The sequence below is a fragment of the Bosea sp. PAMC 26642 genome (assembly GCF_001562255.1).
In the GTDB taxonomy this organism is placed as follows: domain Bacteria; phylum Pseudomonadota; class Alphaproteobacteria; order Rhizobiales; family Beijerinckiaceae; genus Allobosea.
The window spans coordinates 3,671,079-3,685,014 of sequence record NZ_CP014301.1; the positions used below are offsets into that span (position 1 = coordinate 3,671,079).

Consider the following 13,936-nt stretch of genomic DNA (forward strand, 5'->3'; position numbering starts at 1 on the left):
CCGTCAGCGCCGCCCATGTTGCCATGACGTCACGAGGAAGGAACGATGAGGTGCTCGCGTTTCGACGGGTTGAGACGGTGGTGCCAGGCGGCAATTCTGTTCGTCGCGGCCTTCGCTGCAGCGCGTGCCCAAGGTAACGAGGCGCAGAGCCGCATTCTGGCAGACGATTTCGAGGCCGGCCATTTCGCGCCGGACGGTGGCCTGTTCTACAAGGACGGCGTCGAGCAGCGTGCCGGGCGCGTCATCTTCCAGAACCGCAACGTCCGTTCCGGCAGCACCGCGCTGACCCTGTCGGTCTCGCCGTCCTGCCGGGCGGCGACAAACGAATGCAGCGAGCGGGCCGAGGTCTGGGAAAGGCCCGAGCTGCTGGTGGGTTATGACGAGACCGTTTGGTACGGTTTCTCCCTTTTCGTGAACGACCCGGTGCCACAAGATGATGGGCGCTATGTTGTGGCGCAGTGGAAACGCGAGATCGTTCCCGGCATCGAGGGCGACTATTCGCCTTTCATGGCGCTCAGGCTTTACAAGGGCCGTCTCGGCGTCACGATCGAGACCGACCTCGTCGAGGCTTTCCCGATCGGCGGCCCAAAGCGGCCAAACGGTTGCCTGCCGGGCGAGGCGCGCGTGCTCAACCGCCCCACGGTGCGGCAGACGCGCGCATTGGTCGCGGTCGAATCGGGCATGACCGCCGACCTCTACCCAGGCTATTTCGACAGTTGCGCGCCTGGCATCATCGTGACGCGCCACGCCGACCTGCCGCCAGCCCAGAACGGCTGGATCGATTTCGTGTTTCGCTCCAGACCGGGACCTGCAGGCGACGGTCATGTCGAGATTCTGGCCGACGGCACCCACATAGCAACCGTCAAGGGCCATATCGGCCATGCCGGACCCGGGCTCGACAGGAACCAGTATTTCAAGTTCGGCCCCTACCGCGCGCCTCACTCTCAGGACTGGACCCTGACCTTCGACGATTTTCGCCGCGGGCCGCGTTGCACCGATGTCATTCGGTCGGGTCAGTGTCCGGCGGAATGAACATGTCTAAAGCCATTGGCAAGACCGTGATTTCACCATCTAGTGCCTTTGCGATACGGCATGAAACACAGCCCTTAGATCGGCGTTAGTGGCATATGGATATCTTGCGGCTCGGTGATGTGCGGATCGGCTTCTCGGTTCACGGGCTTGCCCGCGATGTCGTGAAGGGCGTTTCGCTGCGCGTTCCGGCCGGCAAGACCGTCGCGCTGGTCGGCGAATCCGGTTCCGGCAAATCGGTGATCTCGCAGGCCATCATGGGTCTGCTGCCGCGCAATGGTGGCGTGACCGGCGGCGAGATCCTGTTCCGCGACCCGCTCGCGCCCGATGTCGAGATCGACATTGCGGGACTGAAGTCGGAGGGCAAGGAGATCAGGGCCCTGCGCGGCGGCCGCATCGGCATGATCTTCCAGGAGCCGATGTCCTCGCTCTCGCCGGTGCACACCATCGGCAACCAGATCGAGGAGGCATTGCAGCTCCACCGGCCGACCGGTACGGCGCAGGCGCGCGAGTTGATCGAGGCGATGCTGAAACGCGTCGGCTTCAAGGATTCCCATCGCGCCTTCGGCTACTACCCTTTCGAGCTGTCGGGTGGCCTGCGCCAGCGTGCCATGCTCGCCATGGCGCTGATCTGCCAGCCGGCCCTGCTCATCGCCGACGAGCCCACGACTGCGCTCGACGTGACGATCCAGGCGCAGGTGCTCGATCTGATGCGCGATCTCCAGGCCGAGATGGGCATGGCGATCCTGCTGATCACCCATGATCTCGGCGTCGTCGCCAACATGGCCGACGAGGTCGTGGTGATCTACCATGGCGAGATCATGGAAAGCGGCCCGGTCGAGGACATCTTCCGCCGCCCGCGCCATCCCTATCTCAAGGCCCTGCTCAAGGCCTCTCCGCATTTCGACATGGCCGAGGGCGAGCGGCTCGTCGCTTTGCGCGAGGCGAGGGCCCGCCCCCCGGCGGCGCCGCGCGCGTCGATACCGGAGCAGCAGGCAGCTCCGCTCCTCAGCGTCCGCGACCTGCGCAAGACCTACACCACCGGCTCACGAAAATTCTTCGGCAAGGGCACACAGGCCACCGTGACCGCCGTCGATGGCGTCAGCTTCGACATCCGGCGCGGCGAATGCCTTGGACTGGTCGGCGAGAGCGGCTGCGGCAAGACCACGGTCAGCAAGATCATCATGCGCGCGGTAACGCCCGACGCCGGCGAAGTGGTGTTCGACGACGGTCGCAAGCACACCGATATCCTGGCCTTGGGAACGGAGGCGCTGCGCGACTTCCGGCCCAGGGTGCAGATGATCTTTCAGGACCCCGTCTCGTCGCTTTCGCCGCGCATGATGGTGATGAACATCCTGCGCGAGCCGCTGATCATCCACGGCCGCGGCGAGGGCCAGGACCAGATCGCCCGCGTGCGCAGCCTGATGGAGGATGTCGGGCTCGATCCGCGCTTCCTCAACCGCTATCCGCATTCCTTCTCGGGCGGGCAGCGCCAGCGCATCGGCATCGCGCGCGCGCTGGCGCTCGATCCCGACCTGATCATCTGCGACGAGCCGGTCTCGGCGCTCGACGTCTCGGTCCAGGCGCAGATCCTCAACCTGCTCAAGGACCTCCAGGCCGAGCGCGGCCTGACCTTCCTGTTCATCTCGCACAATCTCGCGGTGGTGAACTACATGGCCGACCGCATCGCCGTGATGGCCAATGGCCGCATCGTCGAGATCGCGCCGCGCCATGCCCTCTTCACCCGGCCATCTCACCCCTACACCAAGGCGCTGCTGAAATCGGTGCCCTTTGCCGATCTCGACCGCAAGCTCGACTTCAAGCTCGCAGCGCCCGGTGGGGCCTCCGACCATACCCACTGGGCAGCGGCCTTCAAGCCGCAGCCGGACGGTGCGGCCCTGACACATCTGCCGCTCGGCGACGGCCATTTCGTGCTGGCACGCCCCAATGCCGATGTCAGGGAGATCGCCTGATGAGTACGCAGGACCGCGCCGGCATCTTGGGTTTGACGCGCCGCTCGGCGCTGGCACTGGCTGGCGGCGCTACCATTGTTGCGGGATTGCCGCGCCTGGCCTTCTCCGCATCGCAGCCCGAAAAGCTGATCGACAGCCCCTTTTTCGAGCAGTTGGTCAAGGACGGCGGCCTGCCGCCGATCGAAAAACGCGTCCCCGCCCAGCCGCGAGTGATCGAAATCACGGGTGAGGGGCGCGAACCCGGCCGCCATGGCGGTACCATGCGTATGCTGATGGGCGACCAGCGCGACGTGCGCATGATGACGCTCTACGGCTATACTAGGCTCGTCGTCTATGACGAGGCGCTGAACGTCGTGCCCGACCTGCTGGAAAGCATCGACGTCCAGGACGACCGTATTTTCACGCTGCGTCTGCGGCCCGGCCATCGCTGGTCGGACGGTTCCGTCTTCACGACCGAGGATTTTCGCTACTGGTGGGAGGATGTCGCCAACAACAAGCGCCTCTTCCCCGGAGGCCCGCCGCAGGCTCTCCTCGCAGCCGGTGAAAAACCCGTCTTCGAGGTGTTGAGCCCGACCGAGGTTCGCTACAGCTGGCGTGCGCCGAATCCGGTCTTCCTGCCTTCGCTGGCGAGCGCGCAGCCGGCCTATATCTACATGCCGTCGCAATATCTGAAGCAGTTCCACGAAAAGCACGCCGACAAGGCCGACCTGAACCTGCGCATCAAGATCGCCCGGGTCCGCGACTGGGGCTCGCTGCATGAGCGGCTCTCGCGCATGTACCGGCCCGAGAACCCCGACCTGCCGACGCTCGACCCCTGGCGCGGCATCACGCCCCTGCCGGCCGAACAGTTCATCTTCCAGCGCAACGCCTATTTCCACCGCATCGACACCAATGGGCGCCAGCTCCCCTATGTCGACGAGGTCTCGCTCACGGTCGGCACGAATTCGCTGGTGCCGGCCAAGGCCGCTGCCGGCGAGGCCGACCTGCAGGCGCGTTACCTCAATTTCGAGAACTACACCTTCCTGAAGGACGCCTCGAAGCGGATGAACTTCGAGGTCAAGCTCTGGAAAAGGGCGGAGGGCGCCTATTTCGCCCTGATGCCGAACCTGAACGCGATCGACCCTGTCTGGCGCGATCTCAACCGGGATGTGCGCTACCGCCGCGCGCTCTCGGTCGCGATTAACCGCAAGGACATCAACAAGGTCATCTTCTTCGGCCTCGCCAAGGAAAGCGGCAACACGGCCTTGCCTGAAAGCCCGCTCTACGAGCCGGCACTGGCGAAGATGTGGATGCAGGACGACCGGGCGCTTGCCAACCGCCTGCTCGACGAGATCGGTCTGACGAAGCGCGACGCCGAGGGCGTGCGCCTGCTTGCCGATGGACGGCGTCTCGAATTCACCATCGAGACCGTCGGCGAACGGACCGAGGAGACCGACATCCTCGATCTGATCAAGCAGGACCTGATCGCTGTCGGCATCAAGATTTACCCGCGCTCGACGCAGCGCGACGTTTTCCGACGCCGCATTCTGGCCGGCCAGACCGTGATGTCGGCCTGGTCGGGCATGGACAACGCGCTGGTCTCGCCCGGCATGGAGCCCGATGCGCTCGCCCCGACATCCTCGGCGCAGTTCAACTGGCCGCGCTGGGGGCAGTTCCTGGAGAGTAACGGCCGCGAGGGCGAGGCACCCGACCTGCCGGAGGTGAAGGAACTGGTCCGCCTCTACAACGACTGGCGCACCAGCTCGACCAACGAGCAGCGCCGGACCATCTGGCAGACGATGCTACGCATAAACGCGGAGCAACTCTACACCATCGGCATCGTCAACGGCACGCTGCAGCCGGTCGTCGTCTCGCGCCATCTGCGCAACGTCCCCGACAAGGGCCTCTACAGCTTCGAGCCCGGCGCCTTCTTCGGCCGCTATATGCCCGACACCTTCTGGTTCGATGGCGGACAGGCCAAGAGCTGAGCGATGAAGAGCTGAGACATGCTGCTGCAATACATCCTCAAGCGCATCCTCGTGATGATCCCGACGCTACTGATCACCAGCGCCCTGATCTTCACCGTCATCAATCTGCCGGAGGGCGACTATTTCGAGACGCTCGCGGCCGAGATGCAGGCGCAGGGCGAAAAGGCCGATCTCAGCCGTATCGAGTTTCTGAAGAAGGAATACGGCTTCGACCGACCGCCGGTGGAGCGTTATTTCTGGTGGGTCACCGGCTTGCTCCAGGGCGACATGGGCTATTCCTTCGAATATCAGCGTCCGGTGCGCGAGATCGTCGGAGACAGGCTGATCCTGACCATGGTGGTCTCTTTCGTCACCATCATCTTCACCTGGCTCGTCGCCTTCCCGATCGGCATCTATTCGGCCACGCACCAGTACAGCTGGGGCGATTACGGCCTGACCTTCCTCGGCCTGATCGGTCTCGCCGTGCCGCATTTCCTGCTGGCGCTGGTCTTTCTCTACACCGCCAATGTCTGGTTCGGCACCTCGATCGGCGGGCTCGTCGATCCGCAATATCTCAACCAGCCGATGAGCTGGGCCAAGCTCAAATCCGTGCTCGAACATCTCTGGATCCCGGTCATCATCATCGGCGCCGGCGGCACGGCGGGCATGATCCGTTCGGTCCGCGCCAATCTGCTCGACGAGTTGCAGAAGCAGTACTACGTCACTGCCCGCGCCAAGGGTCTGCCGCCCGGCAAGGCGCTGCGCAAATACCCGCTGCGCATGTCGCTGAACTTCTTCGTCTCCGATATCGGCGACATCCTGCCCTCGATCGTCTCCGGCGCCGAGATCGTCGCGATCGTGCTCTCGCTCCAGACGACCGGGCCGCTGCTGATCCGCGCGCTGCAGAGCCAGGACATGTATCTCGCCGGCTCCTTCCTGATGTTCCTGTCATTCCTGACGGTGATCGGCGTGCTGATCTCCGACATCGCGCTGGCGATCCTCGACCCGCGCATCCGGCTGCAGGGAGCGGCGACCAAGTGACCACCGCCGCGACGACCACTCTGCCGCCGGACGGCGCTCCGCTGCCGCATACGGCCTCCACGGCTCCGTTCGAGCCCTATGCCGTCGATGCGATGACGCCCGAGCAGGAGCGGGTCTATCTCGCCTCGCAATGGCAGCTAATGTGGTGGAAGTTCCGCAAGCACCGGCTCGCGGTGATCTCCGGCATCGTCATCCTCGTGATCTACGCGATGGCCGCCTTCGCCGAATTCCTGGCCCCCTATCACTACACGACGCGCAACACCGACTTCATTCGCGCGCCCCGGCAGGCGGTCCACCTCTTCCACGAGGGCAGCCTCGTCGGTCCGTTCGTCTACCCTTACGTCCAGCGCCTCAACATGGAGAACCTGAAGCGGGAATACGAAGTCGACACCACGCGGCCGCAGAAGTTGCGCTTCTTCTGCCGGGGCGATTCCTACGAGTTCTGGGGCCTGACCCCAGGGAATCTGCACCTGTTCTGCGCCCCTGAGGGAGGAACTGCCTTCCTGCTTGGGTCCGACCGGCTCGGCCGCGACATGCTCTCGCGCATTCTCTATGGCGGCCGCATCTCGCTCTCGATCGGCCTGCTCGGCGTCTTCGTCTCCTTCGTGCTCGGGGTCATCATCGGCGGCATTGCCGGCTATTATGGCGGCAAGGTCGATCTCGTCGTCCAGCGCCTGATCGAGATCGTGCAGTCTTTGCCCCATATCCCGCTCTGGTTGGCGCTGGCATCGATCATGCCGCCCTCCTGGAGCCCGATTGTCGTCTATTTCGGCATCACGGTGATTCTGGGCCTGATGGACTGGACCGGGCTCGCCCGCGCGGTCCGCTCGAAGCTGCTGTCGCTGCGCGAGGAGGATTATGTCGTCGCAGCGCAACTGATGGGCGCAAAACCCGCCCGCATCATCGGCCTGCACCTGATCCCGGGCTTCATGAGCCACCTCATTGCCTCAGCCACGATCACCATCCCCAAGACGATCCTGGGCGAGACGGCGCTAAGCTTCCTGGGACTGGGCCTGCGCCCGCCGATCACCAGCTGGGGCGTGATGCTCAACGAGGCGCAGAACATCAACGTGGTGGCGCTCTATCCCTGGCTGCTCTATCCATGCGTTCCGGTGATCCTGATCATCCTGGCCTTCAACTTCCTCGGCGACGGCCTGCGCGATGCGGCCGACCCGTATCGCTGAGCGCCCTCGCCACCACGACGAACGCTGACCGGTGCGCATTGCCTTTCACACCACGCTGAACGATTTCGACGACGGCCGCATTTCCGGCGACCGGCGCATGGCGAGGCAGCTCGTGGCGGTGCTGCGACGGCTTGGCCATGAGGTCACGCCGCTTGCAGCGGCACGCACTTATATGCACGAGCCCGACGCCACCGACCTAGCCGCGAAACAGGAAGCAGCCACCTTGCAAGTCGAGGCGATGCTCGCGGGCTGGCACGACGGTTCGCAGGCCCCGAACCTCTGGTTCACCTATCACCACTATTACAAAGCGCCCGACCTGCTCGGACCGGCGATCACGCAGCGTCTCGGCATTCCTTATGTCGTCGCGGAAGCCAGCGATTCCGCACGACGCGCGGAGGGCGAATGGGCGCAGCATGTCGCCCTCGCCCGAACGGGATTTCCAAAAGCCGCCGTGCATTTCTATTTCACCGAGCGTGACCGCAAGGGCGTGGAACCATGGTGCGGGCCAAAGACACGCTTCATCGCGCTACCGCCCTTCATCGACATCACGAGCCTCCCGCAGCCGACCCGCGCTGAGCACCACGAGCCGCATCTCGTCGCGGTCGCGATGATGCGGCCGGGCAACAAGCATGAGAGCTACCAGTCGCTTGCACGCATCCTCGCGACGCTGGCGGATCGCCCCTGGCGCCTGACACTGATCGGCGACGGCGCGATGCGGAGAGACATCGAGGCGGATTTCGCGCAGTTCGCGCCGGGCCGCGTGACCTTCCGCGGCGTCCTCGACGCGGCTGCAATCGCGGCCATGCTCGCCGACGGCGATGTTTTCGTCTGGCCCGGCCTGCGCGAGGCCTATGGACTGGTCTATCTCGAAGCCCAGGCTGCGGGCCTCCCCGTCGTCGCCTTCGACAGCGGTGGTGTCCCGGCCACCGTCAAGCGCGGCATCACCGCCTTCCTCGAACCGTCCGGCGACGAGGCCGCTTTCGCCGGATCACTCCGCCGCCTCCTCGACGACGCGACGCTGCGCCGGCGGATGGGCGCGGCGGCCAGCAACTTCGTCCGCACCGAGCGTGATTTCGGCCGGGCGCAGGAGATCGTCGCGCAGGGTCTCGCACTGGCCTGCGAAGCAAGGACCGAGGCATGACGGACGCGATCTGGCAGCCGCTGTTTGCCGAACTCGACCGCTGGAGCGCGGCCGGCCGGACCGTCCGGCTCTGGCTGCGCGACGACGACGCCATCGCACCGAGCCCCGCTTTGACGCGGCTGGCACGCCTCAGCGAAACCTTCGACATCGCTATTCTGCTGGCCGTAATCCCGCTGCTGGCCCAACCCGCTCTGCCGCGCGAACTGCGCGCGATGCCGCGCCTTCTTCCCTGTCAGCATGGCTGCCGCCACAAGAACCACGCCCCTCCCGGCGGCAAGAAATCGGAATTCGGCCGCGACCGGCCGGACACCATCATTCGCGCTGACATCGCAGCAGCCCGGCAGCGGCTGGACGACCTCTTCGGCCCAGCCCGGCTGCCCGTCTTCGTGCCGCCCTGGAACCGGATCGACCCGGCGGTCGCCGCAGCGCTGCCGGCACTGGGCTTCACCGGCCTGTCCTGCTTCCGCGATTTCACGCTCGGTGCGACTGGCGGACCCGTCCTCGCCAACACCCATATCGACGTCATGGACTGGCAAGGCGGGCGCATCGGGCGGCAGGCACCGGAGGTGATTACGGAAATCTGCGCCACACTCGCAGCAAGACGCCAGGATAGCACCGACGACCGGCTCGGTGTCCTGCTGCATCACCGCGACCACGACGATACTGTCTGGAATTTCCTCGACGGGGTGCTGAGAGTGATCCGAGATCACCGGGCCATAGCGCTGACCGATCCGCAAGATTTGTTTCCACCAGCCGAGACTATGGCGACTGGCTCGTAGCGGCCGCAAAAGCAGCCGTTACCACTCGCGATGGGCTTGGATCGGCCCGCACGCCACGCTATGGTAACCATGCGTATTCCAAGGTGCACTCGTCCTCCAAGAGGCCGGCTGGCCCTTCCGCGGAGGTCGACGCCAGATGCCCTTCAATGTCGTCGATCTCGGCGCCGACCGCGCGCCGCGCAGCCCCCATGCGCCGCGCGTCCTGATCTACAGCCACGATACCTTCGGACTCGGCCATATCCGGCGCTGCCGCGCGATCGCCAATTCGCTGGTCGCGAGTTACCCACATATATCAGTGATCATCGTCTCCGGCTCGTCGGTGATCTCGAGTTTCCAGTTCGGTGACGGCGTCGATTATGTCCGCATTCCCGGCGTCGAGAAGCAGAGCGACGGCCGCTACGGCCCCCACCATCTCAACCTCGATCTCAACGACACGATCCGACTGCGCACCGACATCATCAAGCAGGTCGTGCTGTCCTTCGACCCCGACATCGTCATCGTCGACAAGGAGCCGGTCGGCCTGCGCGGCGAACTGGTGCCGTCGCTGGAGATCCTGAAGCGACGCGGCGCCCGCATCGTGCTCGGCCTGCGCGACGTGCTCGACGAGCCCGCCAAGCTGTACGAGGAATGGCGCCAGAGCGGTGCGCTCGAGGCCCTGACCGGCATCTATGACGACATCTTCGTCTACGGTCTGGAGAACATCTACCAGCCTCTGGCGGGCCTGCCAGACCAGCATCTCTTCGCCGACAAGGTCCGCTACACCGGCTATCTCAAGCGCGCCGTGCCGAGCCCGATGCCGCCCAACCGCTATCCGCGCATCACCAAGGGACCGTTCATCCTGGTGACGCCGGGCGGCGGCGGCGATGGTGCGGGCGTCATCGACTGGGTGATCTCCGCCTATGAGGCCGACCCGACCATCCCTTTGCCTGCGCTGATCGTCTTCGGACCCTTCATGTCGCGCGAGCGCCGCAAGGAGTTCGCCGAGCGCATCGCCAAGCAGCCGAAGCTGGAAAGTCTCGGCTTCGAGCCCCGTCTCGAACTGCTGATGAACCGGGCTCATTGCGTCGTCGCCATGGGCGGCTACAACACCTTCTGTGAGATCCTCTCCTTCGACAAGCCGGCCCTGATCGTGCCGCGCGTCAAGCCGCGGCTCGAACAGGCGATCCGCGCCGAGCGCGCCGACGAGCTCCGCCTGATCGACGTGCTGCATGATCCGGCGCAGAATGACGAAGGCGAGCGCGATCCCCATGTCATGGCCGCGGCGCTGCACACCTTGCCGAAGCGCGTACCGCCCTCGCAGGCCTTCGTGCCGAACTTGCTCGACGGCCTACCCGCGATCAACCGCGCGCTCGCCGACGACCTATCAATGCCCGTGCGCAGCCGGGCCCTGGCGCAAAACGCAGCGCTCGGAAGCTGAGGGCGCGGCCGCAGGCACAACCGCGGCCACATGGACAACGAAGAATAATCTCCTCAATATATCACGGAGACGATGCGACCCTGTCGCAGGCGCCCTGTCGGACGGGAGATTTTCGTGACGGCCCTTCATTTCAAGAATTTTGCTCTGCTCGAGCCCGACCATGGCGAGCGCCGTATGGGTTACGAACTTCTCGTCGAAGGACAGACCATCCGAGAACTCTCCGAGACGCCGATCAAGGCCGGCAAGGCCGACGTGATCGATTGCGGCGGGCGCACGCTGATGCCGGGGCTGATCGACAGCCACGTCCATGTCTTCCTCTCCGAGGTCTACATCCGCTCGCTGGAGAGCATGCCGCTGACCCTGATGACGGCGCGTGCGATCGGGCTGATGAAGGGCATGATCGACCGCGGCTTCACAACGGTGCGCGACACCGGCGGCGCCGACTGGGGCATTAAGGAGGCGGTCGACAAGGGTGATGTCGCCGCCGCGCCACGCCTGTTCATCGCCGGTGCCGCGATCGGCCCGACCGGCGGCCATAGCGACCCGCGCCGCCGCACCGATTTCGGCGCCCGCTGCCATTGCTGCAACGCGATGGCCTATACGATGAACGTCTCCGACGGCGTCTCCTCGGTGAAGAAGTCGGTCCGCGAGCAGATGCGGCTCGGCGCCGACCATATCAAGATCATGATGTCGGGCGGCGTCGCCTCGCCCTACGACCCGCTCGACTCGATGCAGTTCAGCGTCGACGAGGTCCAGACGGCCGTCGAGGAGGCAAAGGCTTTCGGCCGCTATGTCTGCGCCCATGCCTATACGCCCGAGGCCATCACGCGGGCTGCCCAATGCGGCGTCCGCGCGATCGAGCATGGAAACCTTATCGACGACGCCTCGGCCAAGCTGATGGCCGAGAACAACATGTTCCTGACCGCCAATCTCGTCGCCTATTACGCGATGAAGGAGCGCGCTTCCGAATTCGGCATGACCGGCGACATGCTCGCCAAGAACGACCTCGTCATCGACGGCGGCCTGCGCTCGCTGGAAATCTGCAAGCGTGCCGGCGTGCCCGTCGCCTATGGCTCCGACCTGCTCGGCCAGCTCCAGGTCGAGCAGTCGCGCGAGTTCCTGCTGCGCCGCGAGGTCCTCTCCCCGATCGAGATCATCCGCTCGGCCACGACGATCGGAGCCCAGTTGCTCCGCATGGAAGGCAAGCTTGGCACGCTCCGTGCTGGGGCCTTCGCCGACATGATCCTGATCGATGGCGATCCGCTGACGGACCTTGGCCTGTTCCAGGGCCAGGGCAAGCATCTGGCGATGATCATGAAGGGCGGCGCGTTCCACAAGAACACGCTGCATTAAGGGATTCGAGTTCTGCCATGGAAACACGCCCTCATCCCGGACAAGCGGTGCAGCCGCGCAGATCCGGGATCCATCCTGGAGCACAGAATTGCGCGATGATGGATCCCGGATCTCCGCTTCTCTGCGTCCGGGATGACGGCGTTTGGTGTAGCGTGGATGGGGAAGCGGCATGACCGCCGCCGCTCGCCCGAGCTTCGGACGCATCGCGCTGAACGGCGCGGCGGGGTTGTCGCTGCTGTTCATCCTGTTGCCGCTGATCTTCGTCACCTGGCTCGCCTTCTTCCGGCAGGAGATCCCGTCCTTCCCACCCGAAGGCTATTCGCTGAAATGGTTCGCGGCTGCCGCCAACAACAAGCCCTTCATCGACGGCTTCATCCTCAGCCTGCAGGTTGGCGTGATCGCGACGCTGATCGGGCTTGCGCTCGGCGTACCGGCGAGCCTGGCCCTGGTCCGCCACCGCATCGTGCTCGGTCCGGCCGTCAACACGCTGCTGCTGCTGCCGCTGGTGATGCCGGGCATCGTGCTCGGCACGGCGAGCTACGTCTTCCAGATCGAGACCGAGATCGCCACCGGCCTGCCGGTGATGGGCTCGCTCGGCGGGCTCATCGCCGCCCATACCCTGGTGGTCATCCCCTGGGTCGTGCGTCTCGTCACGGCGAGCCTCGTCGGCTTCGACCGCACGATCGAGGAAGCCGCCCAGAACCTCGGCGCCGGCCCCCTCACCACCTTTTGGCGCGTGACCCTGCCGAGCATCCGGCCGGGCCTGGTCGCGGCCGGCCTGTTCGGCTTCGTCACCTCCTTCGGCAATCTGGAGATGAGCCTGTTCCTGGTCGGACCGGGCCGGACCACCTTGCCGATCGCGATCCTGCAATATCTCGAATGGAAGATCGATCCCACGGTGGCCGCGGCCTCCCTGATCCAGATCGTCCTGATCGGCGTGGCGATGGTCGTCACGGATCGTTACGTCAAGCTGAGCCGGGTGGTCTGAAACGATGGCAAGGCTTTAACCATGGCAAGGCTTTCGATCGAGCATCTCCGCAAGAGCTATGGCGACCTCACCGTCGTCGACGACGTCACCATCGACATTGCAGACGGCGAGTTCCTCGTGCTGCTCGGCCCCTCGGGCTGCGGCAAGACCACGACCTTGCGCATGGTTGCGGGCTTCATCCCGCCCAGCGCCGGCAAGCTCACCATCGGCGCCCGCGACGTCACCGGCCTGCCGCCCTGGAAGCGCGATTGCGGCCTCGTCTTTCAGAGCTATGCGCTCTTTCCTCATATGAGCGTCGCCGAGAACGTCGCCTTCGGGCTGGAGATGCGCAAGGTGCCGCAGGCCGAACGCGCCGTCCGCGTGGCCGAGGCGCTTCGTCTGGTGCAGTTGACCGGCCTCGACGGGCGCTATCCGCGCCAACTGTCGGGCGGCCAGCAGCAGCGCGTGGCGCTGGCGCGCGCGCTCGCCATGGAGCCCGACGTGCTCCTGCTCGACGAACCGCTCTCCAACCTCGACGCCAAGCTCCGTCAGGAGGTCCGCGTCGAAATCCGCGATCTCCAGCGCAAGCTCGGCCTGACCACGATCATGGTCACCCACGACCAGGAGGAGGCCCTGACCATGGCCGACCGTCTCGTCGTCATGGAAAAGGGCAAGGTCCGCCAGATCGGCACCCAGCGCGAACTCTACGAGAAGCCGGCCGATCGCTTCGTCGCCGGCTTCATCGGCCGCAGCGCCTTCCTCGACGGCGAGATTGCGACGCCCGGCCGCTTCCGCACCCAAGGCGGTCTCGACATCGCCTGCACGGCAGCGACCGGCACCGGCCCGGCGACGCTTGCTTTGCGGCCGGAGCGGATCGCGATCGGCGGCGAGGCGGACGGCCTGCCCAACCGCTACGACGCGAGAGTCGAACACGCCTCCTATCTCGGCGCACTGCTCGACATCGATGTCAGCCTGTCCGAGCATGACCGGATGCTGCTGCAGATCCCGAACCGGGCCGGCTACGCCGAGCCCGCGCCGGGCGACACCATCGCGATCGGCTGGGCCCAGGATGCCGGGCTCGTCTATCCGCGCGAAGCATGACGCTC

The 13,936-nt window shown here is 65.3% G+C and carries 11 protein-coding genes; all 11 read left to right on the plus strand.

Going from position 1 to position 13,936, the window contains the following annotated elements:
- Positions 1-45: 45 nt before the first annotated feature.
- The 11 genes from AXW83_RS17635 (at position 46) to AXW83_RS17685 (ending at position 13,931) form a co-directional block, all read left to right on the plus strand.
- Entirely contained in the window at positions 46-1,032 is a 987-nt protein-coding gene (locus AXW83_RS17635) for a polysaccharide lyase family 20 protein (RefSeq protein ID WP_066615538.1), read from the plus strand.
- A gap of 95 nt (positions 1,033-1,127) precedes the next feature.
- Positions 1,128-3,002 (plus strand): ABC transporter ATP-binding protein, encoded by a 1,875-nt coding sequence (locus AXW83_RS17640; protein WP_066615540.1) that lies wholly within the window; start codon positions 1,128-1,130, stop codon positions 3,000-3,002.
- Positions 3,002-4,969, plus strand: a complete 1,968-nt coding sequence (locus AXW83_RS17645) for an ABC transporter substrate-binding protein (protein ID WP_066615542.1) — start codon at positions 3,002-3,004, stop codon at positions 4,967-4,969. Before AXW83_RS17640 ends, AXW83_RS17645 begins: the two co-directional genes overlap by 1 nt.
- Before the next feature lie 21 nt (positions 4,970-4,990).
- Positions 4,991-5,989 carry an ABC transporter permease gene (locus tag AXW83_RS17650; protein WP_066620718.1) on the plus strand — a complete coding sequence of 333 codons (999 nt, stop codon included), beginning with the start codon at positions 4,991-4,993 and terminating at the stop codon, positions 5,987-5,989.
- The gene (locus AXW83_RS17655; protein ID WP_066615544.1) at positions 5,986-7,173 is read left to right on the plus strand and encodes an ABC transporter permease; all 1,188 of its coding nucleotides are present in this window, start codon (positions 5,986-5,988) and stop codon (positions 7,171-7,173) included. Before AXW83_RS17650 ends, AXW83_RS17655 begins: the two co-directional genes overlap by 4 nt.
- Positions 7,174-7,204: 31 nt before the next feature.
- Complete coding sequence (locus tag AXW83_RS17660) at positions 7,205-8,314, plus strand: glycosyltransferase family 4 protein (protein WP_066615546.1); 1,110 nt, start codon at positions 7,205-7,207, stop codon at positions 8,312-8,314.
- Complete coding sequence (locus AXW83_RS17665; RefSeq protein WP_066615548.1) at positions 8,311-9,093, plus strand: polysaccharide deacetylase family protein; 783 nt, start codon at positions 8,311-8,313, stop codon at positions 9,091-9,093. The genes AXW83_RS17660 and AXW83_RS17665 overlap by 4 nt, the downstream gene beginning before the upstream one ends.
- A 136-nt stretch (positions 9,094-9,229) precedes the next feature.
- Positions 9,230-10,510 (plus strand): glycosyltransferase family protein, encoded by a 1,281-nt coding sequence (locus AXW83_RS17670; RefSeq protein ID WP_066615550.1) that lies wholly within the window; start codon positions 9,230-9,232, stop codon positions 10,508-10,510.
- Positions 10,511-10,624: 114 nt separating this feature from the next.
- Positions 10,625-11,863, plus strand: a complete 1,239-nt coding sequence (locus tag AXW83_RS17675) for a metal-dependent hydrolase family protein (protein WP_210179609.1) — start codon at positions 10,625-10,627, stop codon at positions 11,861-11,863.
- A 169-nt stretch (positions 11,864-12,032) separates the two neighbouring features.
- A complete protein-coding gene (locus AXW83_RS17680) occupies positions 12,033-12,851 on the plus strand; it encodes an ABC transporter permease (protein WP_210179610.1) in 819 nt (272 codons plus the stop codon).
- A 21-nt stretch (positions 12,852-12,872) separates the two neighbouring features.
- A complete protein-coding gene (locus tag AXW83_RS17685) occupies positions 12,873-13,931 on the plus strand; it encodes an ABC transporter ATP-binding protein (RefSeq protein ID WP_066615554.1) in 1,059 nt (352 codons plus the stop codon).
- The last annotated feature ends 5 nt before the right edge of the window (positions 13,932-13,936 follow it).

What these genes read in the sequence shown, in the direction of transcription:
- AXW83_RS17680 (WP_210179610.1), top strand. Translation starts at nt 12,033, where the DNA reads ATGACCGCCGCCGCTCGCCCGAGCTTCGGACGCATCGCGCTGAACGGC.
- AXW83_RS17635 (WP_066615538.1), top strand. Translation starts at nt 46, where the DNA reads ATGAGGTGCTCGCGTTTCGACGGGTTGAGACGGTGGTGCCAGGCGGCA.
- AXW83_RS17640 (WP_066615540.1), top strand. Translation starts at nt 1,128, where the DNA reads ATGGATATCTTGCGGCTCGGTGATGTGCGGATCGGCTTCTCGGTTCAC.
- AXW83_RS17665 (WP_066615548.1), top strand. Translation starts at nt 8,311, where the DNA reads ATGACGGACGCGATCTGGCAGCCGCTGTTTGCCGAACTCGACCGCTGG.
- AXW83_RS17685 (WP_066615554.1), top strand. Translation starts at nt 12,873, where the DNA reads ATGGCAAGGCTTTCGATCGAGCATCTCCGCAAGAGCTATGGCGACCTC.
- AXW83_RS17645 (WP_066615542.1), top strand. Translation starts at nt 3,002, where the DNA reads ATGAGTACGCAGGACCGCGCCGGCATCTTGGGTTTGACGCGCCGCTCG.
- AXW83_RS17670 (WP_066615550.1), top strand. Translation starts at nt 9,230, where the DNA reads ATGCCCTTCAATGTCGTCGATCTCGGCGCCGACCGCGCGCCGCGCAGC.